Source organism: Streptomyces sp. NPDC088706 (assembly GCF_044752765.1).
Lineage (GTDB): Bacteria > Actinomycetota > Actinomycetes > Streptomycetales > Streptomycetaceae > Streptomyces.
In genome coordinates this window covers 144527-166934 of sequence record NZ_JBIVLW010000002.1, presented here as the reverse complement: position 1 = coordinate 166934, position 22408 = coordinate 144527, and the positions used below count along the sequence as shown (strand labels likewise).

Below are 22408 nucleotides of genomic sequence, written 5' to 3'. Positions count from 1 at the left end.
GAGCGCACTGCAACGTACGTGGTGCCTAGCGGGCTCGCTTCGCCTCTCCTTAAGGATGGCGGGCGATGAGCGAACGGGCCCGGCAGATCGCCTACGTCGTCTGCCTCGCCGCCATCGGATCGTCGATTGTCGCGACGGTGTGGTTCGAGCGATGACGCCGTCACCGTGAGCGCGAACAGGCTCTAGCCGTTTGGGCTTTTGCCTGAGCCGCCGCGGGCCGACGTCTGGTTCGGCCCCATACACACAGACTCCCGCCCGGCTGTCTCCATGGACGGTCGGCAGCCGGACGGGGCCAGGAGCACGACGGTGCGGAGACCGTATCTCCGCAACATCAGCACCGAAGGGACTCTCCCATGAACGGAAACCTCTACGCACTGCCGATCCCGGCCGCCGACGCCTTCGCCGCCTACTGCGGCGGCAATGCCGGCGGCTCCAACGAGACCTGCGTGAGCTTCGCCGCCATCCCCGGGGCGGAGGCCTCCTTCGTCATCCGCGACAGCAAGCCCGAGGGCGCCGGTAAGGAGCTGCGCTTCACCGAGGCCGAGCTCGACGACTTCGCCACCGGATGGGTCAGGACGAGGGGTCTGACGCTCTAACCTGACCCCCTTCCTGAGCACGAAGCACCACGCAGCGGGCCGGACCGGACATGCTCCGGTCCGGCCCGTCTCCCCTAGCGAAGGACACAGATGATCTGGTCAGGGCACTGGCATGGATACGGTCCGTGGACCGGCGGCAGGGACGCGTACGGCCAGGAGGCTCTACGCCGTCCGGGTGCAGAACTGAACTCCGAACAGACCCGGGCGTTCGTCGCCTCGACGCTGCCACCCCTCATGACCGGGCACTGGCTGATGCGACAGAACCAGACCGCCGTGGAACGCACCTGGACCCGCGTCACGGGTGCCGTCACCTGGCTGAAGAGCACGTACGAAGCCAATCCTCCCGGTGAGAGGGACGACGGCGGCCGGGCCTACGTCAACCTCGAAGACAAGATCGCGTACGCGATGGACTCCCTCCCGCGAGGCGTCGACGTCTGCTGGGTGCACTACACGAAGTCCCAGAGTTTGATCTCCTTCTCGGTGGTGTGCTGCCTCAACCACCACCATCCCGGCATCCCGTGCCCCCTCCCGCCCTCCTGACCTCTCGCCGAAGCAAAGCGAACCGAAGCGAGGAAGAAGACCCATGTCCCTCAGCCTCTTACTGCCCGAACCGGGCGTAACGGCACTCCTGACCTCGTGGCCGGACGAGCCATGCGTGTACGAACGCGAGGCCGGCGAGCTCGACCGTGTGATTACCCCGGCAAGCATCGACCACTACCTTGAGACCGGATGTGTGCCCGCCGACGAGATCGCCGTCGTCAGTAACGGTGCCGCGCTGCACCCGGACCGCCACCGAACGGCAGGCCGGACCGACCCGGCGAAGCTACGGAGCCTCTACGAGGACGGCCACACGGTCCGGCTCGGCAACCTCCAGCGGGTCATCCCCTTCCTGGCGGACGTCTCCCGCGGCATTCAGCAAGAGACCGGTTACAGCAACTACCTACACGCCTTCGTGACCCCGCCCGGCCGTCAAGGGTTGCTCCACCACTGGGACCAGCAGATGGCCGTCATCGTGCAAATCGCCGGCACCAAGCGGTGGCAGCTGTGGCGTCCGCTGTTTCCCTCCCCGTTGCGGGAGTACCAGGAATCCTTCCGCGTCTGGGACCCCGGCTTCATCCCCCGGTGGCAGGCCATGGGCCCCGACCTGGAGGTCGATCTCAGGCCGGGTCAGTCCCTGCTCCTGCCGAGGGGATGGGTACACAATCCCCATGCACTCGACTTCGAGACCCGCAGCATCCACCTGACGTTCGCGATCCGGGAACGCACGCCGATCTGGGTCGCGGAGAAGCTCATCGGCGAAGCGATCGAGAAGGACACCTTCCGGCGCGTCATTCCTCCCAGTGACATCGGAGGGCATCGCCTGTCGCAACAAGTGCGGGACGTCAGACAGGCTTTGGTTGAGCACTTGGCCAGCCTCGACGTCGACGACTTCGCGCAGTCCCTCCGCCAAGCCGCCTTCTCGGAGAGGGAATACACCACTTGAACCCACCGATCCGCAGGGCGTGCCGGCCTGAGGGTTCGGCCGGCTGGTGTTCACTCGCCGGTCGGCCCGCTACTCGTACCGGTACTTCAGCGAGTCCGCCTCCGCCTGCTCGATGTCGGCGATCGTCAGCTCCGGCATCCGCAGTTGGGCCAGCGTCACCTCGGCCGAGGTCGGCTGGGCGTCCGTCGGCAGCCACTGCTCCGGTTTCCAGGCCCCGCCGCGCAGCAGCGACTTGGGGCAGTGCGGGTAGACCTCCTCGATGCCCACCACCAGCGCACTGGCCGGCGGCTTTCCCACGGCGGTCAGCTGCGACAGCAGCTCCGGGCGGGTGGAGACGACAGCCCGGCCGTTCACCCGCAGGGTGGTGGTCCTTCCGGGGATGATGAAGAGGAGTCCGGCCCGTCCGGTGGCGATGACGTTCTGCAAGGTGTCCAGCCGCTTGTTGCCGGTCGCGTCCGGTATCGCCACCGTCCGTGCGTCCAGGACGGCGACGAACCCGGCGGGGCCGCCACGCGGGGAGACGTCGCAGTTGCCCTCGGCGTCCGCGCTGGCGACCAGGACCAGCGATGAGCAGGCGATCAACCGCCTTGTGTGATCGGTGAGTTCGGTCATCTGCTTGCGCACGGCCGCGTCACTGGGCAGGCCGTAGGCCCGGCGCAGCGCCTCCTGGTCGGGCACGGCGTCGAGGCGGAGCACGTCGAAGGCACTACCGGTCAGGGGTGTCGTCATGCCTCCGACCCTATGGGCCGACCTGCTATTGATCTTGGTCGTCGGGGTGGGTACGCAGGCCGGACGGTCCCTGGCGTGGGGCAGGAAAGTCTCAGAAACGTTCGACCTTCTCGCCGTCCGGCACCTGATAGCAGCCGGACACCACCATCAGGCTCAGCTTCGGCGGGTTGCGCTTGGCGTAGTGCGTGATCTTGACACTGTGCTTCTTCTTCTCGTTGTCAGCGGTGAGCCTGACGTTCTTGTTCTTGCTGGCATCGGGTCCGTACTCGACGACCTTCCAGCCGTGCTTGGGGAGCTCCTCGTTGAGCCGCTTCATCACCTCACCGAGCTGTGCGGGCGATGCGGGAGTGAAGCTCCAGGGGTGAAAGATCTGGAAGTACTTCTCCGGGTCCTTGCCACCGCACTCCGTGACGCCGGCCCCGCTGTTGGATGCCTTGCCCTTGAGGCCGATCAGGTCGTAGAGCTCGCTGGAGACCTTCTTCGCGGTCTGGGCGGCCTCCTCCGACGTGCTGGTGCCCGCGGAGGGGAGGGAGTCGGCTTCGCCGGCGTTCGTCATGCTGCATCCAGTGAGGGTGATGATGGCGATGGACACCAGGAGCGCCTGGGCGCCCGGTGCGGTCTTCACGTTGAAAAGCACGTTGAAAAGCCTCGTTCGGTCGGACCGGAACACCGGCCGGTCGGTTCGGTCAGGGGACGCGGGTTGATCCCTCGGTCGTGCCACGCACGATCCGTCTCTCCGTCGCACACCGCTATCGACCCCTCGAATAGGCGGGAGGCACCGGCTTCAGCTCGACGTCTTCCCCGCGCCCCGCGACAACGAGTCCTTGGTTCCGCAGGCTGTCGGTGCCCTCTTTCCAGTAGTCGCTGTGTCCCTCGGTGTCCGTGGGCATCTGGTTGGCACCGAACAGCGGGTCGCTCGGGATGACCCATGCGCCGTCCCAGTCCGTCCCGCCGTGCCCGTACCGGCCGACGTCCGGCACCACGTCCCCATCGGCCTCCTGGTTCCAGACGTGTCCTGCGGGGACGTCCATCTGCTCGGCTTTGCTCACCTGGACCCCAGGGCTGCCCGCGAGGACCACATCGTCCGCGTTCAGTTCGCCCTGGCGGGCCGCAGAACCGATGAGGGTCGTACCGTACGAATGACCGATCGCCGTTCGGTGCGGATCCCCCTCGGCCGTACGCGACGCGTCAAGGCCGTCGAGGAAGCGGTTGTAGGCGGGAGCGCCGTCGTCCGCGTAGTGGCTGAACGGTGAGTCCTTCACGATGTTCTGCGGTGCGTCGTACCCGAGCCAGGTGATCGTGGAGACCGTGCCGCCATCGGCCTCGTCGTTGGCCACACGCCACAGATTGGCCATCCTGCCGATGTCCCCGCCGATGCTGCCCAGATTCGACGTCGTACCCGGCACGTAGACCGCTTGGTGATCGGCCGTGTCGGGGTTCCCGTTCGCCACGATCGCCCGGCCGGTGCCTTCCGCGCTGAATCCCAGCAGGTACGCCTCGGGCAGGCCCTCTTCGCCTGTCTTGTCGAAGCGTTCCTCAATGCTGTTCATGCCGCCGCGAGTCTTGGTGAGCTCCGCGTGGCGCTCGCCGTACTTCTCGTTCCACTTGCTCCAACTGTCGTTCTGGATGACTGCCGGGTAGGAGCCGTTGGGATTGGGGGAGTACTTCGCAGGCTCGGGAGGAATCTTGGCGAGTTCCAGCTCCACGTTCGCCCTGGACCGCGCCAGCACCATGCGGTTGGCCTCGTCACGGGTTTCGGCGGGGAGCCCGTCCAACGCGCCGACCGAAGAGGCGTTCAGAGCGAGGTGGGCCGACTGCTCCTCCGGGCTGAGCCCCTTCCACCAGGCTGCGTTCTCCTTCGGGCTGCCGCCCTTCGGCGCTTCCGGCAGGGAGTCGCTGTAACTCCTGCCGGCCTCGCGGACACCGCCCGTGTCCGACTGCACGTCGGCCCAGTCGCTGTGGGAGACCGTCAGGTCGTCGTCGGCCTTCAGCGAGCTCAGTTTCGGTGCCCACTTCGTGTCCGCGTCCGTGGCTTCCTTCAGCGCGTCGGCGATCCGGTTGGCGTAGGCCATCGCCTTGCCGTAGTTCGGGTTCGGGTGGATGTTCACCGCCTGCCGCTCCAGCGCGTCGGACGTCGGGCTGCCCCCGGCGCTCCCGGATACCGTGCCGCCGTCGGTGAGCTTCTCCTCACCGGGCTTCTTGCCCGCCGGGTACGAGACGGAGCCGTCCGGGTTCACCGTGCAGCCGTCGGCTCCGGCGTCATCGATCGCCGCTTCCATCTTCCGCTTGACCACCGCCATGTCGAAGGCGAAGGCGTTCAGCGCCGTGCTCACCAACCCGCATTCGGTCTGCGTGTAGTGAAAGTTCTGCGACAGATCCTTGAGGGCCTGCTGGGCGTTGGTCGCCGCCTCGCCCTCCAGCTTGTTGCGGATTCCGGCACTGATCTGATTGTCGATCGTGTCCTTAGCCGTACCGGCCATGTCGGCGGTGGCCCGAAAGCCGTCCGCGGCCTCCTCGTACTCCGAGGGCTTGAAGGCTTTCAGCGTCGCGAGGTCCATGACCGGAATCACTTCTCCTTCGCCTGGCCGCCGACGGCCTCGGTGTCTCTGTAGCTCACTTTGAGGGCCGCCAGCTCCGCCATGACCTGTTGGTCGGACTTCGACAGATCGTGGCCCGCCTTCCGCAGCAGACCGCCCAGTGCGTCACAGCGGCCGCTCACGTCGCCGACGTACTTCTTCCAGGAGTCGTAGAGCTCCTTCTGGGCCGCCGCACTCCGGCACCCACTGGTTTCCCCCAGCCCGGCCTGCCCATCGGCCAGCTTCGTCAACGCCGTGCCGACGCCCGTCTTCAGGCCGGTGACACCCTCACCAGCCGTCACCCACGCCTTTTTGTCCGATTTCAGGTCTCCGGAAGCCGACCCGGCCGGTGCTCCTCCCTCTGAAGGCGCCTGATTCAGCTGCATGCGTTCGGCCCCGTCGGCCGCCGCATCAGCTTTGAGCTGCTCCCACTCGCCCCACGCCATCCGCGAAGTTCTCCCCGTTTACCCGATTTCCCCGTCGGCCCGTGCCCCTGTTTCCAGCCGCCCCGGGTCGAGCCGACATGATCTCCGGCTTCAGCGGGCCAAATCAAACGCGCGCCCTCTTCGAGATCGCGGTGAGCGATCGGAACCTGACCCACTCAGCCGCTCGTCCTGCGGGGCAGGGCGAAGGGGACGGGAAGACATGGCGGAGCGGGCAGACGGTGGCGCGACGGCGACAACGAAGTGGGACGCCCCGGGCGGCGATGGGCGGCGGGGGCTGGTGATCGCCGCGCTCGCGGTGGTGGTCGCCGGGGTGATCGCCTTTCCCCGCGCGCTTCCCAACTCCCCCGGGCGGGCGGGGAGCCTGCTGGAGTCCTTCCTGCCGTGGGTCGGGGTGGTCGTCGGCCTGTTGTTCGTCGTCGCCCTGGTACGGCGGTCGGGTGTGGCCCTCGTGGCTCTGCTCCTGCCGGTGGCCGTCTGGGTGCAGGGATTCGGCGGGCTGCTGCCGCCCGGCCCCGACGCCGGTACGCGGGAGCTCCTCGTCGTGCAGCACAACGTCGGTGACGAGAACCCCGATCCGGCGGGGACCGCCCGCGCGCTCGTCGCGGCCGGGGCCGATCTCGTCGCGCTGGAGGAACTGGTGGCGCCCGCGTCACTGGCGTACGAGGACGTGCTCGGGGCGGAGTACCCGCATCACGCCGTCCACGGCACCGTGGGCCTCTGGTCGACGTACCCGGTCGGTGAAGCCCAGGTGGTGGACATCCGGCCCCGGGGGGTCGAGGAGGGGTGGAGCCGTGGTTTGCGGGCCGTGGTGGACACGCCGTACGGGGATGTCGCGGCGTACGTCGCTCATCTGCCCTCGGTGCGGGTCGGGCCCGGCGGGCTCGCCTCCTGCCTGCGGGACGAGAGCGCCCGGAAGCTGGGGGACGCCGTCCGGGCCGAGAAGGTGGAGGCCGTGATCCTCATGGGGGACCTCAACAGCACCGTCGACGATCGTGGGCTGGAGCCGCTGACCCCGCAGTTGTACGTTGCCGAGCGCGGGTTCGCCTTCAGCTTTCCCGCCACCTTCCCCGTGGCCCGGATCGACCAGGTGCTGGCTCGTTCGGCCACCGTCGGCCATATCCGTACGCTGCCCGCCACCGGCAGCGATCACCTGCCCGTCGCCGCCCGCGTCACCTTGAGCTGAAGCCCCCCTGCCCCCTGCCCCTGCCCCCGCCCTCACGCCGTCACGCCGTCACGCCGTCACGCCGTCCTGCCGCGTAAGGCGTCCGCCTGCGCCACCGCCACGAACCGTTGGCGCCAGGTCATGTCCGGCGGGAAGTCGATCGTGTCCGTGTCGACCATCCAGCTCGCGTACGCCGTGGCCCGGCGGCAGTCCGCGCACTCCGTCTCGTCTCCCAGCGGCCGGAAGACGTGTTCCTCGTCGGACGGGCTGGTGCAGGTGATCAGGTCGCGGACCGGTGGGGGTGGCGGGGCCGGGGGCGCTACGGGGGCAGGCGGCACCGGGCACTTATGGGTCAGGCGGTGGCGTAGGAAGCCGAACGCCGAGCGCACCCCCTCCTTCGGACGTTCGGCCAGGAGTGCGTGCCGCAGCTCCGTCTCCGTCAGGCCGCGCTCCAGCCACTTGGCCGCCTCCACCGCCAGGGCCCGCGCCTCCCCCGCCCCGAGCAGCAGCTCACGGCGGGTGTGGCGCAGGGAGAGCAGCACCCTTTCCGCGCGGGTCAGTTGCGGGGAGGGGGGCGGTGGGGCCGCCTCTGACGGCGCGGAGGGGGTGGGCGCCGCTGCCTGGTCCGGTACGGGAGTTGAGGGGCGCTCGGGTCCTGGTTCCGGGCTGGCCACCGGCTCCGGTGCCGGTGCCGATGCTGGTTCGGAGGGTGGGTGGGGAGTGGTCTCTTCATCGTGTTCTTCCTCCGGTACATAGCCACCGGCCCACCGGGGAGTCGGCTCACCGACCGTCGCATACCGCGCACTCGGCGGTGAGGGGAGGCGTTCGGCCCCGGTCGGCCGCTCCGCGTCCGGCGACATCGTGGCGCGTACCGCCCTGGCCTCCTCCCGCGTCAGCGGCGTATTGGTGAAGAGCTGGTCCGTGTTCCAGCGGCCCCCGTCACCCTGGGCGCGCCACTCGTGCAGGAACCCGTGCTCGACCAGTTGCTTCTTCGCCAGCTGGTACGAGCGGCCCTTCAGGTCCAGCTTCTGGGCCAGTTCACCGAGCGGGCGGTCGGTGGCGGATTCGGGGAGGCCCTGGACGTACAGGAGCAGGATCTTGGCGTCGCTGTTCATCCGCCGGTCGCGTACGACGATGTGCGAGGCCTTGGTCCAGCCCGAAGAGGGCGCGATAACATGACGCAGCATTTCTGGTGGGTTCTTTCCACTGGAGGTGTAGGCCCTCGGGTGGGTGTTAGAGCACCTCCGGGGGCCGCCCTATGCGCACGGTCGCGCACATGGGGTGATGGCGCCGTCACGGTAACCCGGTCGACCCGCCCGCATCCACGCGAACATCCGTGCGAGCTATCCCCCGGGAGAACCCCGCCGCTCGGACGAGATCGGTCTGCTGCCGCCCGCGTGGGTCGCGGGCAACGGGCACCGCCAGTACGAGGGGAAGCGGATCTGCCGCGCCTGCGACAGATCCTGCTGAGACGAGGCTCCGCAGCCGCACCGGCGGCAAATTCGCGTGCTCCGGAGCGCGGGCCCGCGTTAGGGTCGTCCGCATGAACGTCACCGGCCTCAGCACCACCGCGACCGCGCGAGCGACCAGCTCGCCGGTTGCCGCCGCCTGACCTTCCCCTCCCCCGGCGACCGGAAACGGTCCGTCGGCAGTGCCGTGGCGCCTCTGGCCCCGGCCGGGTGACCGCACGGTCCCGTTCTCCGGTGCCTCCCCCCGCCGCAACGCGAAGGAGCCACCCCCATGCGTACAGACCAGCTGGTCAGCACATTCGTCGAGTACTTCGAAGAGCGCGGCCATCGCCGCGTCACCGGCTCGACCCTCCTGCCGCCCCCCGGCGACTCCGTCCTCTTCACCACCTCCGGCATGCACCCGCTCACCCCGTACCTGGAGGGCCGCCCCCACCCGCTGGGCAAGCGGCTGGTGAACGTTCAGCGCTGTCTGCGCACCACGGACCTGGACGAGGTCGGGGACGCCACCCACCTGACCGTCTTCGAGATGCTCGGCACCTGGTCGCTGGGCGACTACGAAGGCCCGCTCAGTCTCGACTGGGGGTACGGGCTGCTCACCGAGGGGCTGGGCGTCGATCCCGGCCGACTGCACGCCACCGCCTTCGCCGGTGACGGCCGGACCGGGCCGGACACCGCCTCCGTCGAGCTGTGGCAGGGCCTGGGCGTCCCCGTCGAACTCACCGTGGAGGACAACTGGTGGTCCAACGGACCGGTGGGACCCTGCGGTCCCGACTCGGAGATCTTCCTGTGGAGCGGTGAGGGCCCGCCGCGGTCGACGCCCACCCGCGACGACCGCTGGGTGGAGGTGTGGAACCACGTCACGATGACCCACCGCACGCTCGGCGACGGCTCCCTCGTCCCCCTTCCCCAGCGCGACGTCGACACCGGACTCGGCCTGGAGCGGCTGGCCTCACTGCTCCAGGGCACGTCGTCCGTCTTCACCTGCGACGTCTTCGACCCCTGGCGCCGCTCGGTCCCGGCCCTGTGGACCCTGGACGAACCCTCGCCGCGTCTGGTCTGCGACCACCTGCGCTCGGCCGTGGTGGTGCTGGGCGATGGTGTGCGCCCGGCCAACACGGGGCGCGGTCACGTGCTGCGCCGTCTGGTACGCCGGGTCCTCACCGTGCTCCGGCGGGAGGACCCCTCCCGCAGTCTCGAAGACCTGCCGGAAGAAGTGGTCCAGCACACCCTGGACCACTTCCGGCAGGACATGCGCACGGCCGAGGTGCTCCGGGTGCTGCGCGAGGAGGAGCAGCGGTTCGACCGGCTCCTGGAGCGGGGCCGACAGGTGCTCGCCCGGCCCCGGTTCCGGGGCCCGCTGGCCGAGGAGGACTTCCACTACCTCCACGACACCCATGGGCTGCCGCGTGAGCTGATCACGAGCCTGCGCCGGCAGGATCGCTGAGCTCCTCGTCGTCCCCGCCCGCCCGCCCGCCGGACCGGGGCGGGGCGGAGGTTAGCCTCGGACGGACCCGGGACGGACCCGGATACGGACACGAAGGCGATGGTGGCGGCGATGGCGAAGGTTCCGGCAGCGGCAGTGGCGGCGAGCGGGCTCGTCGGGGGGTACGGCGTCGCCCGGTGGACCAGGAAGCGTCCGCTCGGCGGGGTCGCGCTCGCCGCCGCCGGGTCCCTCGCCGCGTACGAGTGGAACCGGCAGGCCGGACCGCGTGCGGCCACCACGCTGACCGTCGCGTACGTCGCCGCCTTCGCCGGGTCGCACCCGCTCGCCAGGAAGGTCGGCGCCTGGCCCGCCGTCTTCGCCGTCGCCGGTGGTGTGGCCGCCGCGTCCTGGGCCGTCACCCGGAGCGCCCGGGTCTAGCCTGTTTCCTTCGGAGCACCTCGCTCACCAGATGCCGACGGCGGCGAGATGGAGTCCGGCGAGGTAGACGATGGCGGTCTTGTCCTAACGGGTGGCCAGGCCGCGCCGCTGCTTGAGCGCCATGTGGATCTTGGTGGTCGGTACGCCGCGAGACCCGGCCGAGGGAGTGGCCGTCCGCCGCACCGGCCGGGGTCACCTTCGTCCTGAACGCCTGTCGGCATGGCCACCGGCCCCGGCGGAGCACGTGCGTCCGCGTCGCATACCGCGGTGTACCGCAGTGCCGCAGTGCCGCAGTGCCGCAGTGCCGCAGTGCCGGCGAACGGGCCACCGCAGGCACCCGGAACGGTGGCCTCAGGCGTAGCGCTCAGGCGGGGGTGACCAGTGCCAGGTAGAGGCGGTTGGCCTGCTCCGCCTCGGTCCGGTGCGGGCCGGAGAAGGCGTCGACCGAGCGGTAGAGGTCCACCGCGCGGGCCGCGTAGGCAGCGGCCTCGCGCGTTCCGGCGGCCTGTCCGGACTCGTGGAAGACGGTGAAGCCCTGGGCGGTCATGGCGTAGGACTGGGCGCGGAGAATCCCGGTCTCCTGGCCGGGAGACCGGCGGGCCAGGGCTGAGGCCGCGTACCGGTGGGCGGCGGCGAGGCGCTTCCAGTGCGCGAACTTGTCTGCCTGGCCCACGGATACCGCCAGGTTGCCGAGCGTGCGCACGCGGTGCACGGCGGATCGCCGGCCGGGGGATGTCAGGAGCTGTGTGGCGAGGGTCAGGGCGAAGATCAGCGCCGCGCCGCCGAAAGCGCCGCGCAACTGCGCACGTACGCCGAGCGTGAAGAGCCGCCGCGACACCGACCGCGCGGCCGCCATGAGCGGGGGTGCGGCGCCGGCGCTGGCCGCGAGCCACCATGAGGTGGCCCCGACGGCGCCGCCCACCGCGACGCACAGCGCCACCAGCAGCAGGACCCGCAGCGTCGGGCGGAGCCACGCGGCCGGCCGGTTGCGGCGCATGCCGACCGGCCGGCCCCGGCGCAGGGCGCGGCGCTTGAGGAGCGGGGAGGCGTCGATGCCGGTCGCGGCGTCCAGCGCCCGCAGAGTGCCGTCCGGCAGGCCGAGGTAGAGCACGCCGTCGGTGACGGTCGGCGCGATCCGCAGGCCGTCCCATCGGACATCGGTGGGATGCGCGGAGCGGTGCTCGAACGGACGTCGCCACAGCGTCCGGCCGTCGGTGGCGCCGAGCGCACACAGCTCCGCGCCGTTGAGTGCGCTGCCCCGGGTGGCCAGGTACACCCGGCCGTGGCCCGCAGCCGGCGGCGCCGCGACCCAACTGGCTGTAGGAACAGACCAGTTGTCCGCGCCGCTCTCGGCATCGTAGGCGAGGACGGCTCCGCTGGTCAGCTGCGGAGTCCCCGCGGAGACCGCCCGGCCGGCCAGGTAGACCCGGCCCTCAAACACGACCGGGACGACGTCACCGGCCTCGACGCCGGTGTCCCGGGTCCACAGCGTCCGACCGTCGCGCGCGTCCAGCGCGTGCAGCACACCCATGGGGTCGGCCGCGTAGACGCGGCCCGCCTCGACCGCGCAGCTCGTCCGGGTTGATAGGCCGAGTTCCCGCTTCCACCGTGCCGAGCCGTCCGTGGCGGCGAACGCGTGGAGAACGCTGTCCGGTGCCACCAGGTACACGCTGTCGTGGCGGACCGCGGGGGAGGAACCGAAGAGGACCGGCCGCCCGCCGCTGTACAGGACCTCTTGGATCAGGTCCCGTTCCTCGACCTGGAGGCCGCCGAGTTCCGCCGTCCACACCTCACTGCCGTCCGCCGCCGACAGCGCGCACAAGCGGGGCCCGGCCGCGCAGGCGAAGACCAGGTCCCCACCGGCTGCGGGAGGGGCGGTGGCGACGCCCGTGTCGCGGGACCAGCGGACGTCCCCCGTCCTCAGGTCCAAGCAGAGCAGGCGGCCGCCCTCCTCCCGGGAGACGAAGTAGACCGCGCCCCGGTGGACCACCGGCGCGGCGGCGACGGCGGGGGACAACGTCGTCGTCGCCGGGTGGTACCTCCAGCGGTGAACACCAGTGATCGCGTCCCGTGCGGTCAGCGTCCCACCGGCTCCGACGGCCAGGACCGTTCCGGCGGCGACGACCGGCGCCGCCGACACCAGGCCGGCGTTCCGAGTGCTCCACGGGCGGAATTCTTCGGGAGCGCGCGCGGCTCCCGCCACGCCCGTGCGCGCAGCGCCTCCCCGATACATCGCGGTCACGTCCGCCCCCTCATGGCCTGCCGGTCCCGCGGACCGGAAATCCTGGCGGAGGCGACCATAGAGGCTGCGCGGACACAGAGACCAGCCTCGCACGTTTCCGATGACAGCTCCCCTCTTGCCTCACTATCCGTCAGATCACTGTGCTGTTGCCGCCGTTGCTGCCACTCTGGAGACCGGTGACGTCCCCGTCGCCCCGCGACGGCGGGCGGACGGGGCTGGACGGGGGAGAGCAGATGGCGGACTTCCTGGCGGACTTACCGGTCTACGCCGCCTTCGCGGTGATCTGGGGCAGTGCCTTCACCGTGCTCATGGCGGGCTCGCTGCTCCGCCTCGGCTACACGCTCAAGCGTGACCGGTGGGCCATGCGGCGCTTCTTCGAGGCCGGTGCGTCCGCTCCTGTCCTCGCCGCGTACCACCTCGGCGGGGAGAGGGAGGCGGCCCGGACCGGGGTGCTGGTGCTGGCCCGTCGGCAGCGGCGTTCCCGCGTACGGCGCCGGGCGCGGAAGGAAGCGCGCAACGCGGTGCGGCCGGACCCCGACCCCGTACTGGCCGCGCTCCAGACGGCCGTGCGTGACGCCGGTGGGGCCGATGTGGTCGAGCGGGTCATGGAGGCCCCCGGATTCCGCACGTTCATCGCCCTGCTGCGGCGTACCGCCCGGCGCGGCCTTCCGGTACGGCGGGTGCGCTACGTCCCCGACCGCGCGGCCGCCTGGGCGGCGGTGGGCGCCCTCGTCGCCGTCCTCGCGTACGGCATCGGCCACTACGTCAGGCAGCCCGATCCGAGCGGTGCCTGGTTGCTGGTCGTCGTGGCCGCGCATGTGCCGGCGGGCATCTGGATCGGGGCGACCGCCAGGCAGGGCGGGAGGTACGCCGCGCCGCAGTGGCCCGAGTTCGACGCGTTGTGCGAGCGCCTGGTCGACAAGGAGCGGGCCCGGGGGCCCCGGCCGAAACGGGCTGCCGGAGCAGACGCGCGGCCGGCCGGGACAGCCCCCGCGGAGCGGCCCGGCCAGGCCCGGACCTCCGGCTGGGCCAACGACGGCGGTGTCGGCGCGACCAGCTCGTGCGGTGGCGGCGGCGGCTGCGGTGGATGCGGGGGCGGGGTGTGACGCGGAAGCGTCGGTGGCAGGGGCCGTCAGCACGGAAGCGTCGGTGGCAACGGGCCGTGCGTGCGGAAGCTCCGGCGCTGCTCCTCGGCGTGGCTCCGCGACGAGGCCGCCCCGAGCCCCGGGTCCCGAGAAGAAACCCGCCCCCGTTGAACACCCGCCGCCCCGCCCCCGTACTACCGGGCAACTCCCCCGTGTAAGCCGGGTGCGTACCCGTACGACAGGACGGGTACGCACCCGGAACCCTCAGCCCCGCACCGGCCTCAGCCCCCCAGCGCCCGCGACACCGTGTGGATCGCCAGGCCCGCCAGCGCGCCGACCACCGTGCCGTTGATGCGGATGAACTGGAGGTCGCGGCCGATGTGCGCCTCGATCTTCTTCGACGTCTGGTCCGCGTCCCAGCTCGCCACCGTCTCGCTGATCAGCGAGGTGATCTCGGCGCGGTACCGCGTGACCACGTATACCGCCGCGTCCTCCAGCCAGCCGTCGACCTTGCGCTGGAGCCGCTCGTCACCTGCCAGCTTGGCGCCCAGCGACATCAGCGACGCGCGGGCCCGCAGCCTCAGTTCGCTGCGCTCGTCCTCGGCCGCCGCGAGGATCATCGTACGGACGGAGGACCAGGCCGACGCGATGACGTCCTGCACCTCACCACGGCCCAGGATCTCCGACTTCAGCCGCTCCACCCGGGCCCGAGTGTCGGCGTCGCTCTGGAGGTCGGCCGCGAAGTCGGTGAGGAAGGTGTCGATGGAGCCGCGTGCCGGGTGGCCCGGCATGTCCCGCATCTCCGTGACGAACCGCAGCAGCTCCTTGTAGACCCGCTCGCCCACCCGCTTGTCCACGAAGCGCGGCGTCCAGCCCGGCGCCCCGCCCTGCACCGCGTCCATCACCGAGTCGCCGTGCTCCACCAGCCAGTCGTGCGCCCGTACGCAGACGAGGTCGACGACCTTGCGGTGGCCGCCGTCCGCCACGATCCGCTCCAGCATCTTGCCGAGACCGGGGCCGATCTCCACCGCGTTCGCCCGCCGGGTGATGGCCTCGCCGACGACCGCCTGGACGTCGGAGTCCCGCAGCACGGTCAGCGCGCCGCGCAGCGCGGTGGCCGACTCGGCGGTGACCCGGTCGGCGTGGGCGGGCTCCGACAGCCACGCGCCGACCCTTCGGCCGACCCCCAGAGCGTGAATTCGGTCACGAATGACGTCTCCGGAGAGAAAGTTTTCGCCGACGAAGGAACCGAGGGACTGTCCTAGCTGATCCTTCTTGCTGGGAATGATGGCGGTGTGGGGGATGGGCAGGCCGAGCGGGTGCCGGAAGAGCGCCGTGACGGCGAACCAGTCCGCCAGAGCGCCCACCATCCCCGCCTCGGCAGCCGCCGCGACGTAGCCCGGCCAGCCCTTCACACCTGAGTGTTCCGCCCAGGTGGCCAGGACGTAGACCAGTGCGACGAGCAGAAGGAGGCCGGTCGCCGTGAGCTTCATGCGCCGGACGCCGCGCTGTTTCTCCTCGTCGGCGGCGGTGTACGCGAACGAGGCCAGCGGGCCCGGCCCGGGCGCGGCGCCCGGGCCGGGCCCGGTGCCGCCCGCCGCTCCCGGTCCGAGCTCCCCGCGGGCGCCGGTCCGCGTCCTGGACCCGGTCCCTCCGGAGTCCGGGTCCTGCCCTGGCTGCTGCACCGCGTCCTGCCCTCCGGAACCGGTCCGTTCCATCCGCTCCACCCGTTCCACCCGCTCCCGCCGTCCGCGTACGCCCGGCCCCCGCGACGTACGCCTTGTCCCTACTTCCCCTACTCCCGGGCCGCACGTCGAGTTCCCCGCGGCCTGTCGCATCATGGGACCAGCACGATCATCACAAGGAGAACCACCGCACATGCCCAGGCGCCAGGGGTACGCCCTGCTCATCGCCCTACTGGCGGGCACCGCCGTACTCGCCGTCGCCGCCGTTCTCGGCACGACGCTGTTCGCCGGACCCCGGCCGGCCCCGCTCCCTCCGGCCGAGACGCACGCGGCGGCCCGCAACCCGGTCGCCCCCGCCAAGGCCGGCGGTAGCTGGGTCGCCACCTGGACCACCGCGCCCGTCGGCGCGGAGCCGGGCGCCGCCAACGGGTTCCCCGGAAGCACCATCCGTAACGTCGTGCACACCAGCGTCGGCGGGAACGCCGCCCGGATCACGCTCTCCAACCTCTTCGGGACCGTCCCGCTCCTCGTCGACCGGGCCGCCGTCAACACCCGTCCGGTGACCTTCGGCGGCGCCACCGGCGTCACCGTCGCGGCGGGCGGGCAGATCGTCAGCGACCCGGTCGTCGTGCCGGTCGCCCCCGACTCCGACCTCCAGGTCACCTTCCGCACCCCGCGTGCGGGCGGCCCGGTCACCTACCACCCGAACAGCCACCAGACGTCCTACCTGGCCGACGACCGTGGCACCTGGTCCGCCACCGAGTGGCGCTACCTGACCGCCGTGGACGTCCGCAACGAAGCCGCGCCCGGCACCGTCGTCGTCATCGGGGACTCGCTCACCGCGGGCAGCGGCTCCACCACCGACGCCAACTCCCGTTGGACGGACGTCCTCGCGGACCGGCTGGGCGGCCGGTACGGGGTCGCCAACGCGGGTATCGCGGGCAACCGGCTCCTCACCGCGGGCTCCGCGGGCCATGCCGGGCTCGTCCGGTTCGAGCGGGACGCGCTCACGGTCGCCGGGGCGCGCACCGTGATCGTGGCCCTCGGCATCAACGACGTGCAGCAGGCCCCGCAGGAGCCCGACGCCGGGCGCATCGTGGCCGGCCTGCGCACCCTCGCCGAGCAGGCGCGGGCCCACGGGCTGACGGTCGTCGGCGCGACCCTCACCCCGTTCGAGGGCTTCCACACCTGGACGCCCGAGCGCAACGCCGTACGGCTGGCGGTCAACGAGCAGATCCGGGCGGGTTCCGTCTTCGACGCGTACGTCGACTTCGACGAGGCCGTACGCGACCCCTACGCGCCCGACCGGATCCGCGCCGCATACGACTCCGGCGACCACCTGCACTTCAACGACGCCGGATACCGGGTGCTCGGCGAGCGGGTGGACCTGACGTCCCTGGAGCGGGCCCGCACGCCGAACTCCGACGAGCTCTGACCTGCCGGAACGCCCGGCCCAGATCAGGTCTTCACCCGGCGTAGCCGCCCGTGAGCTGCGAGTCCGTCCGGTCGGGCCGGCCCCGTCACCGCCCGCCCACCGGCCGATAGACTGCACATGTCCCGGTAGTCGGCCTGCCCAGGATCGTCGAGCACCCAGTCCGCTAGCAGAGGTCATCACTGTGGAGAAGCAGCCGCGCAAACGGCCGATCGGCCGAGCCACGACCGACGTCGTCCTCAGCTCGTACGCGGGGCTGAACGCTCCTGTCTTCCGTGACATCCTGCGCCTGTTCGTGCCGGCCGGATCGACCGTCGCGGACGTGACGTGGGGCAAAGGCGCCTTCTGGACACAGGTGCCGGATGGTCTGTACGACGTAAAGGCCACAGACCTTCAGATGGGTGTGGACTGCCGAGAGCTGCCGTACGAAGACGGCTCGATCGATGCGCTGGTGCTCGATCCCCCGTACATGGAGGGATTGTTCCGCAAGAACACTGGACACATGGCCGGATCGGGCACGCACAGCGCCTTCAGGGAGCGCTACAGCGACAGCCAGGCAACCGAACATGTCGAAGGTGCCCCGAAGTGGCATGATGCGGTACTCGATCTTTACTTCAAGGCCGCCTGGGAAGCGAAGCGCGTTCTCCGCAATTACGGCCTGTTCATCGTGAAGTGCCAGGACGAGGTGTCCGCCAACCGTCAGCGGCTCACTCACGTGGAAATCATCAACGAGCTGGCTGAAGATTTCTACTGCAAGGATCTGTTCGTCGTCACTCGGCCGAACAGGCCAGGCGTCGCGCGACTGGTCAGGCAGGAACACGCCCGTAAGAACCACTCGTACTTCCTGGTGTTCGTCAAGCGAAATCCCGAGTATCCCAAGCGAATTCGACCGACCGCCAGAGAACTTGTCGCCATGGGTCTGCGCCCGATCGAGCCATGGCCCGGGGAGGCGACCACTTCGCCGCCCCCGGCAGGAGACCCGACCGCGGTCGAAGGGGAGCTCTTCTGAGCACCGCTCCGACCGCCCTTGCGCGGGTTCTCCGTATCCGGATTCCCGGCCGTCAGCTGGGCGGATCCGTTTCCTCCACGATCACGGCCTGCTGAGTAGGGGCCTCGCCGCGCTTCCGCTCCTCGATGATCTGGTCGAACAGCACAAAGGGATCACGGACATACGGCGCACCGGGCTCGAGGTCGATCCTGATCGTCGTCTTGATGAGATTCCGCTGCTGGTGCTGCGTGTACCCCCTGGCCGCCCCACGGCTCGCACCCTCCATGGTGGGAAGATCCTCGTTCTTGGCGAACGCGAAGGCCCACTTGCCGGCGAAGGCGTGGATGTTCACCGCCACGACGTCGAACTCGCCGACGAGTAGTGCCGTTGTCTCGACAGAGCTGCCGTCATCGAAAATGACCGTGCGCCGGTCACTGGCATCGCATTGGTAGTAGGGCTCTATGTTCCCGCTGCGCCTACGCCTGTTCATACTTACCGTCTGGATGCTCTTCACCTCGACGGCGAAGCGGTGATTCCGGTAGGTGATGATCAGGTCACCCTTCTCCGTACGGTCGTGGTCGTCCGGCTTGTAGATGGCCGAAACATCGGGGTGCTCACGAAAGAACATGTTGCGGCATTTGACCTCGGCCGCGTAGCCCATGACGAACGAGCGCAGGCTCGGGTTATCAGTCAGCAGCTCGTTGATCTCGTCATAGCTCAAGTCCCAGTCTTCCAAAAAGCCCACGTTCCGACGCCCCGCCCCTGCCGATGACCGCTCCATTCCGGAGCGCAAGACTAGCTCGTCAGTACGACAGGTGTCAGCGGTCCGCCGACCGGGGCTCGGCCGGGCGGACTTGACGTCGGCGCGCCCCTCGGACCTGACGCGGAAAGGCCGCGTACGGAGGTGACGTACGGGAAACGGGTCGCTCAGCCCAGCTCCTTGCGACCGCCGCCCTCCGCTCCCCCGTCCGGGCCCTCCGCTCCCCCGTCCGGGCCCTCCAGCCGCCGCTCGCGGGCCGCCCGCTCGGCCTCCTCGGCCTCCTTCAGGCGGCGGCGCTCCGCCTTCGTCCGCCTGCGCTCCACGCCGACGCCGCCCATCAGGGCCAGGCCCGTGATCGTGACGCGCGGGGCGTCCGGTGCGGGCTCGCCCTCCTCGTTCGGGCCCTCGCCGAAACCGCCCATGATGCCGATGCCCCGGACGTCCACGTTCAGCTCCGGCGGGGCCGTCACATGCAGGCCGCCCATGACCGCGAAGCAGCGGATGACGATCTCGCGGTCCTCGAAGTGCGCCTCGCGCAGGTCGATCTCGCCGCCGCCCCACATCGCGAAGGCGGTGAACTTGCGGCCCACCGTCCAGCGGCCCTTCCGGTTGAAGCCGCCCCAGAAGGCGAACCCGCCGCTGGACGTGGCGGTGCCGCCGATCCGCGCCGGCCAGTTCGCGGCGGACCCCCGCAGCGGGGCGGGCGCGGAGGAGCCCACTGGGGCCACCGCGGTGCCGGGGGCCGGCAGGTCCCGCACCAGCGGCTCCAACTCCCCGTGCGTACGGGCCGTGTAGGCCTGGTCGAGGCGCTGCTCGAACTCGTCCATCTGCAGCCGGCCCTCGGCCACGGCCTCCCTCAGCAACTCGGCGATCCGCTCACGCTCAGCGTCGGAGGCACGCATGTCCGGACGTTCACTTGTCATACCGCCCAGCCTATTGAACACACCCGTTCCCGGCACAGACCCGCAGGCACCGGACCTGTACGCGTCGGCCGGAACGGCCCGCCCTCAGGGCGCCGCCTCGTACATCCTGGCGATCACGGCCTCGATGTCCGGCTCGCGCACCGACAGGTCCATCAGCGGGTACTGTGCCGCGATCCGCGCCACCAGCGGGGCGGCCGACGCCGAGGCGGGAAAGGCCAGCCACTGCCGCGGCCCCTCCACCCTGACCGCCCGCAGACCGGGGCCCGACACGTCGGACTCCAGCTCGATCGGGGGCAGCTCGCGCTCCAGGTCCACCACCAGCATCCGCTCGCTCTCCCCCACCTCGTGGAGGCCGGCGAGCGAACCGTCGTACATCAGACGGCCGTGGTCGATCACCATCACCCGCCGGCACAGCTGCTCGATGTCGGTCAGGTCGTGCGTCGTCAGCAGGACCGTGGTCCCGCGGTCCGCGTTCAACTCCTTCAGGAACTGGCGCACCTTGGCCTTCGAGATCACGTCCAGGCCGATCGTCGGCTCGTCCAGGTAGAGCACCTCCGGATCGTGCAGCAGGGCCGCCGCGATGTCGCCCCGCATCCGCTGACCGAGGGAGAGCTGGCGTACGGGGACCTCCAACAACTCCCCCAGGTCCAGGAGTTCGACACAGCGGTCGAGGTTCTCCCGGTAACGCCGGTCGGGGATGCGGTACATGCGGTGCATCAGCCGGTACGAGTCGCGCAGCGGCAGGTCCCACCACAGGGTGGTCCGCTGGCCGAAGACCACGCCGATCCGGTGGGCCAGGCGGGTACGCTCCCGGGCGGGGTCGATGCCCGCCACGCGCAGCCGGCCGCCGCTGGGGGTGAGGATGCCCGTCAGCATCTTGATCGTGGTCGACTTCCCGGCGCCGTTCGGGCCGATGTAGCCGACCATCTCGCCGCGCGCGACCCGGAAGCTGATGCCGTCCACGGCCCGGACCGCACGCCGCTCCCGGCGCAGCAGGCCCGCCTTCCGGCGGACCTGGAAGACCTTCTCGACGGAGACGAGGGCGATGAAGCCGTCGCCGTCCAGGCCCGTGCCCTCCCGGCCCTCCTGTGTGAACCCGCCCACCGTGCCCAACTCCCTCTGTCTCAACTGCCCGTGCTCCGGTACGTCCGCAGCGCCGCCCGCCACGCGAGCCCGGCCAGCGCCCCGCACACCACGGCCACCACCGGCGTCAGGAACGCCACCCAGCGCGGCAGGTCCAGCGGGTACTGCCGGTCCAGCACGTACAGCGCGGGCAGCCAGCTGACGAAGGCCAGCGGCACCACGAACGTCACCCCGCGCACCAGGTCCTTGGCGAAGATCGTCGGCGGGTACTGGAGCAGCGTCGCCCCGCCGTAGGTGAAGGCGCTCTGCACCTGCGAGGCGTCCTGGGCGACGAACTGGAAGGCCGCCCCGCCCACGAAGACCGCGCCGAAGACCGCCGCCCCGCTCACCACCATCACCGGCAGTATCAGCACCTTCAACGGGGTCCACGCGATGTCCAGGGTGATGAGCGCGTAGCCCAGCACCGCGAGGCCCTGGGCGACCCGCCCGAGCCTGCGCAGCGCGAACCGGTCCGCCGCCACCTGCGCCAGCACCGGGACCGGCCGCACCAGCAGGGTGTCGAGCGTTCCGTCCCGTACCCGGCGGCCCAGCCGGTCCATCGATCCCAGCAGCAGGTCGCACAGCCCGAACGCGGTCGCCGACACCCCGTACAGCAGGGCGATCTCCGGGAGCGTGTAGCCGCCCAGCGTGTCGACATGGGTGAACATCAGCGCGATCGTGACGAAGTCGAAGGCGGTCGCCGCGAGGTTCCCGAGCGTCGTCATGACGAACGAGGCCCGGTAGGCCATCGTCGAGCGCACCCACATCGCCACGATGAGCCCGTACGCGCGCAGTCCCTCCAGCAGCCGGGGCCGGTCCTCGAACGCGAAGCCGCCCGCCGTCTCCGGCTCCCGGCCCGTCGTCCCCGTGGTCAGCACGCTCTCAGCCACCCTGCACCACCACCCTCCTCGTCGCCACGGTCTGCAGCAGCCGCCCCGCCAGCAGCAGCGCCACCGCCCAGCCGCCCTGGAACGCGTACACCTCCACCAGCCCCCACCCCGTGTGCTTGCCGAGGAACACATCGGCCGGGATCTGGAGCAGCGAGGACCACGGCAGCATCCGGGCCACCTCGCCCAGCAGCCCCGGGAAGAGGGGCAGCGGCAGCAGCATCCCGGAGAAGAACAGCCCCAGCAGCCAGGCCATCTGGATCGCGCCCGCCCCGTCCAGCAGCCAGAACGCCGACAGCGCCACCAGGAAGCGCACGGCGAAGCTCACGACGATGCCCAGCAGGACGGAGAGCAGGAACGCCGGCCAGATCCACGGCGAGCCGGGGAGCGCGAGGTCGAAGACGAGCGCCCCCACGAGCATCGGCACCACCCCGCGTCCCAGCAGCTGGAACGCCGCCCGGCCCACGTCCCCCGCCAGCCACCACAGCTGGAGGTCGGCCGGGCGGTACAGGTCCACGGCGATGTCCCCCGTACGGATCCGCTCCATCAGCTCGTCCTCGAAGCCGCCGCCCATCATGGCGCAGGCGGCCAGCAGGGCCTGCCCGATCCACACGTATGTCAGCGCCTGCGACATGTCGTACCCGCCGAGCTGCGGGCGTTCGTCCCACAGGGCGATGTAGGTGTACGCCAGGATGAAGCCGAAGACGGTGTTGGTGAACACCCCCGCCGCCGTCGCCGTCCGGTAGGTGGCGTAACGCCGGAACCCGCCCACCGCCACCACTGCGTACAGCCGCACACCCGTCCCCTCTCCCCCGCCGCCACCGCGCGGGGAGACCCGCTCCCCGGCTCCCGGCACCGAAGCGCAGGACCCTAGTGCACGGACGGCGGCCACCGCGAGCCCTTTTCCGGGGGAGCGAGGACGGAGAACGAGGGAGATCGGAGGATGATACGAGGGTTTCCCG

At 70.6% G+C, this 22408-nt stretch carries 21 protein-coding genes; 9 read left to right on the top strand and 12 right to left on the bottom strand.

Annotated elements, in window-relative coordinates; all coding sequences use genetic code 11:
- Positions 1 to 353 precede the first annotated feature (353 nt).
- From ACIQAK_RS06345 to ACIQAK_RS06335, 3 genes are all read left to right on the top strand, one after another.
- Positions 354 to 596: a DUF397 domain-containing protein gene (locus tag ACIQAK_RS06345; protein ID WP_366387145.1), complete on the top strand. Its 243-nt coding sequence runs from the start codon at positions 354 to 356 to the stop codon at positions 594 to 596.
- A 90-nt stretch (positions 597 to 686) separates the two neighbouring features.
- Positions 687 to 1136, top strand: a complete 450-nt coding sequence (locus tag ACIQAK_RS06340; RefSeq protein ID WP_366387144.1) for a hypothetical protein — start codon at positions 687 to 689, stop codon at positions 1134 to 1136.
- Between the two features lie 43 nt (positions 1137 to 1179).
- On the top strand, positions 1180 to 2079 hold the full coding sequence (locus tag ACIQAK_RS06335) for a JmjC domain-containing protein (protein WP_366387143.1): 900 nt from the start codon (positions 1180 to 1182) through the stop codon (positions 2077 to 2079).
- 69 nt (positions 2080 to 2148) lie between these two features.
- Here the strand turns inward: ACIQAK_RS06335 and ACIQAK_RS06330 are convergent, their stop codons facing one another.
- From ACIQAK_RS06330 to ACIQAK_RS06315, 4 genes are all read right to left on the bottom strand, one after another.
- Positions 2149 to 2808: an MSMEG_1061 family FMN-dependent PPOX-type flavoprotein gene (locus ACIQAK_RS06330; RefSeq protein WP_366387142.1), complete on the bottom strand. Its 660-nt coding sequence runs from the start codon at positions 2806 to 2808 to the stop codon at positions 2149 to 2151.
- A gap of 91 nt (positions 2809 to 2899) precedes the next feature.
- The gene (locus ACIQAK_RS06325) at positions 2900 to 3445 is read right to left on the bottom strand and encodes a hypothetical protein (RefSeq protein WP_366387141.1); all 546 of its coding nucleotides are present in this window, start codon (positions 3443 to 3445) and stop codon (positions 2900 to 2902) included.
- Between the two features lie 112 nt (positions 3446 to 3557).
- Positions 3558 to 5366, bottom strand: coding sequence for an alpha/beta hydrolase (locus ACIQAK_RS06320; protein ID WP_366387140.1), 1809 nt, complete (start codon positions 5364 to 5366; stop codon positions 3558 to 3560).
- 8 nt (positions 5367 to 5374) lie between these two features.
- Complete coding sequence (locus ACIQAK_RS06315) at positions 5375 to 5830, bottom strand: hypothetical protein (RefSeq protein ID WP_366387139.1); 456 nt, start codon at positions 5828 to 5830, stop codon at positions 5375 to 5377.
- Positions 5831 to 6029: 199 nt separating this feature from the next.
- Between ACIQAK_RS06315 and ACIQAK_RS06310 the strand changes: the two genes are divergently transcribed.
- Positions 6030 to 7013 carry an endonuclease/exonuclease/phosphatase family protein gene (locus ACIQAK_RS06310; RefSeq protein WP_366387138.1) on the top strand — a complete coding sequence of 328 codons (984 nt, stop codon included), beginning with the start codon at positions 6030 to 6032 and terminating at the stop codon, positions 7011 to 7013.
- A 56-nt stretch (positions 7014 to 7069) separates the two neighbouring features.
- Here the strand turns inward: ACIQAK_RS06310 and ACIQAK_RS06305 are convergent, their stop codons facing one another.
- Positions 7070 to 8179, bottom strand: a complete 1110-nt coding sequence (locus ACIQAK_RS06305) for a hypothetical protein (RefSeq protein ID WP_366387137.1) — start codon at positions 8177 to 8179, stop codon at positions 7070 to 7072.
- A 553-nt stretch (positions 8180 to 8732) separates the two neighbouring features.
- Here ACIQAK_RS06305 and ACIQAK_RS06300 point away from each other — a divergent pair.
- Both ACIQAK_RS06300 and ACIQAK_RS06295 read left to right on the top strand, forming a co-directional pair.
- Positions 8733 to 9905, top strand: coding sequence for an alanine--tRNA ligase-related protein (locus tag ACIQAK_RS06300; protein WP_366387136.1), 1173 nt, complete (start codon positions 8733 to 8735; stop codon positions 9903 to 9905).
- A 111-nt stretch (positions 9906 to 10016) separates the two neighbouring features.
- A complete protein-coding gene (locus ACIQAK_RS06295; RefSeq protein WP_366387135.1) occupies positions 10017 to 10322 on the top strand; it encodes a hypothetical protein in 306 nt (101 codons plus the stop codon).
- 364 nt (positions 10323 to 10686) lie between these two features.
- On the opposite strand, the gene ACIQAK_RS06290 is transcribed toward ACIQAK_RS06295, so the two are convergent.
- Positions 10687 to 12555 (bottom strand): PQQ-binding-like beta-propeller repeat protein, encoded by a 1869-nt coding sequence (locus tag ACIQAK_RS06290; protein ID WP_366387798.1) that lies wholly within the window; start codon positions 12553 to 12555, stop codon positions 10687 to 10689.
- A gap of 185 nt (positions 12556 to 12740) precedes the next feature.
- On the opposite strand from ACIQAK_RS06290, the gene ACIQAK_RS06285 reads away from it, so the two are divergent.
- The gene (locus tag ACIQAK_RS06285; RefSeq protein WP_366387134.1) at positions 12741 to 13670 is read left to right on the top strand and encodes a hypothetical protein; all 930 of its coding nucleotides are present in this window, start codon (positions 12741 to 12743) and stop codon (positions 13668 to 13670) included.
- A 260-nt stretch (positions 13671 to 13930) separates the two neighbouring features.
- Here ACIQAK_RS06285 and ACIQAK_RS06280 read toward each other — a convergent pair whose 3' ends face one another.
- Positions 13931 to 15367: a DUF445 domain-containing protein gene (locus ACIQAK_RS06280; RefSeq protein ID WP_366387133.1), complete on the bottom strand. Its 1437-nt coding sequence runs from the start codon at positions 15365 to 15367 to the stop codon at positions 13931 to 13933.
- A gap of 160 nt (positions 15368 to 15527) precedes the next feature.
- On the opposite strand from ACIQAK_RS06280, the gene ACIQAK_RS06275 reads away from it, so the two are divergent.
- Together ACIQAK_RS06275 and ACIQAK_RS06270 are read left to right on the top strand one after the other, a co-directional pair.
- Positions 15528 to 16769, top strand: coding sequence for an SGNH/GDSL hydrolase family protein (locus tag ACIQAK_RS06275; protein WP_366387132.1), 1242 nt, complete (start codon positions 15528 to 15530; stop codon positions 16767 to 16769).
- 181 nt (positions 16770 to 16950) lie between these two features.
- Positions 16951 to 17775 carry a hypothetical protein gene (locus tag ACIQAK_RS06270; RefSeq protein WP_366387131.1) on the top strand — a complete coding sequence of 275 codons (825 nt, stop codon included), beginning with the start codon at positions 16951 to 16953 and terminating at the stop codon, positions 17773 to 17775.
- 52 nt (positions 17776 to 17827) lie between these two features.
- Here ACIQAK_RS06270 and ACIQAK_RS06265 read toward each other — a convergent pair whose 3' ends face one another.
- The 5 genes from ACIQAK_RS06265 to ACIQAK_RS06245 all read right to left on the bottom strand — a co-directional run bounded on the left by ACIQAK_RS06265 (position 17828) and on the right by ACIQAK_RS06245 (position 22242).
- Positions 17828 to 18475 carry a hypothetical protein gene (locus ACIQAK_RS06265; RefSeq protein ID WP_366387130.1) on the bottom strand — a complete coding sequence of 216 codons (648 nt, stop codon included), beginning with the start codon at positions 18473 to 18475 and terminating at the stop codon, positions 17828 to 17830.
- A 206-nt stretch (positions 18476 to 18681) separates the two neighbouring features.
- The gene (locus ACIQAK_RS06260) at positions 18682 to 19416 is read right to left on the bottom strand and encodes a DUF1707 domain-containing protein (protein ID WP_366387797.1); all 735 of its coding nucleotides are present in this window, start codon (positions 19414 to 19416) and stop codon (positions 18682 to 18684) included.
- 105 nt (positions 19417 to 19521) lie between these two features.
- Positions 19522 to 20550: an ATP-binding cassette domain-containing protein gene (locus tag ACIQAK_RS06255; protein WP_366387796.1), complete on the bottom strand. Its 1029-nt coding sequence runs from the start codon at positions 20548 to 20550 to the stop codon at positions 19522 to 19524.
- An 11-nt stretch (positions 20551 to 20561) separates the two neighbouring features.
- Positions 20562 to 21449 (bottom strand): ABC transporter permease, encoded by an 888-nt coding sequence (locus ACIQAK_RS06250; RefSeq protein WP_366387129.1) that lies wholly within the window; start codon positions 21447 to 21449, stop codon positions 20562 to 20564.
- Positions 21442 to 22242 carry an ABC-2 family transporter protein gene (locus ACIQAK_RS06245; RefSeq protein WP_366387128.1) on the bottom strand — a complete coding sequence of 267 codons (801 nt, stop codon included), beginning with the start codon at positions 22240 to 22242 and terminating at the stop codon, positions 21442 to 21444. Before ACIQAK_RS06245 ends, ACIQAK_RS06250 begins: the two co-directional genes overlap by 8 nt.
- Positions 22243 to 22408 lie beyond the last annotated feature (166 nt).

Bases quoted from the DNA above. Each gene is read 5' to 3' on its own strand.
- ACIQAK_RS06330 (WP_366387142.1), bottom strand. From the start codon at position 2,808: ATGACGACACCCCTGACCGGTAGTGCCTTCGACGTGCTCCGCCTCGAC.
- ACIQAK_RS06345 (WP_366387145.1), top strand. From the start codon at position 354: ATGAACGGAAACCTCTACGCACTGCCGATCCCGGCCGCCGACGCCTTC.
- ACIQAK_RS06275 (WP_366387132.1), top strand. From the start codon at position 15,528: ATGCCCAGGCGCCAGGGGTACGCCCTGCTCATCGCCCTACTGGCGGGC.
- ACIQAK_RS06315 (WP_366387139.1), bottom strand. From the start codon at position 5,830: ATGGCGTGGGGCGAGTGGGAGCAGCTCAAAGCTGATGCGGCGGCCGAC.
- ACIQAK_RS06280 (WP_366387133.1), bottom strand. From the start codon at position 15,367: ATGGAACGGACCGGTTCCGGAGGGCAGGACGCGGTGCAGCAGCCAGGG.
- ACIQAK_RS06260 (WP_366387797.1), bottom strand. From the start codon at position 19,416: ATGCGTGCCTCCGACGCTGAGCGTGAGCGGATCGCCGAGTTGCTGAGG.
- ACIQAK_RS06320 (WP_366387140.1), bottom strand. From the start codon at position 5,366: ATGGACCTCGCGACGCTGAAAGCCTTCAAGCCCTCGGAGTACGAGGAG.
- ACIQAK_RS06295 (WP_366387135.1), top strand. From the start codon at position 10,017: ATGGCGAAGGTTCCGGCAGCGGCAGTGGCGGCGAGCGGGCTCGTCGGG.
- ACIQAK_RS06335 (WP_366387143.1), top strand. From the start codon at position 1,180: ATGTCCCTCAGCCTCTTACTGCCCGAACCGGGCGTAACGGCACTCCTG.
- ACIQAK_RS06305 (WP_366387137.1), bottom strand. From the start codon at position 8,179: ATGCTGCGTCATGTTATCGCGCCCTCTTCGGGCTGGACCAAGGCCTCG.
- ACIQAK_RS06340 (WP_366387144.1), top strand. From the start codon at position 687: ATGATCTGGTCAGGGCACTGGCATGGATACGGTCCGTGGACCGGCGGC.
- ACIQAK_RS06300 (WP_366387136.1), top strand. From the start codon at position 8,733: ATGCGTACAGACCAGCTGGTCAGCACATTCGTCGAGTACTTCGAAGAG.
- ACIQAK_RS06290 (WP_366387798.1), bottom strand. From the start codon at position 12,555: ATGTATCGGGGAGGCGCTGCGCGCACGGGCGTGGCGGGAGCCGCGCGC.
- ACIQAK_RS06310 (WP_366387138.1), top strand. From the start codon at position 6,030: ATGGCGGAGCGGGCAGACGGTGGCGCGACGGCGACAACGAAGTGGGAC.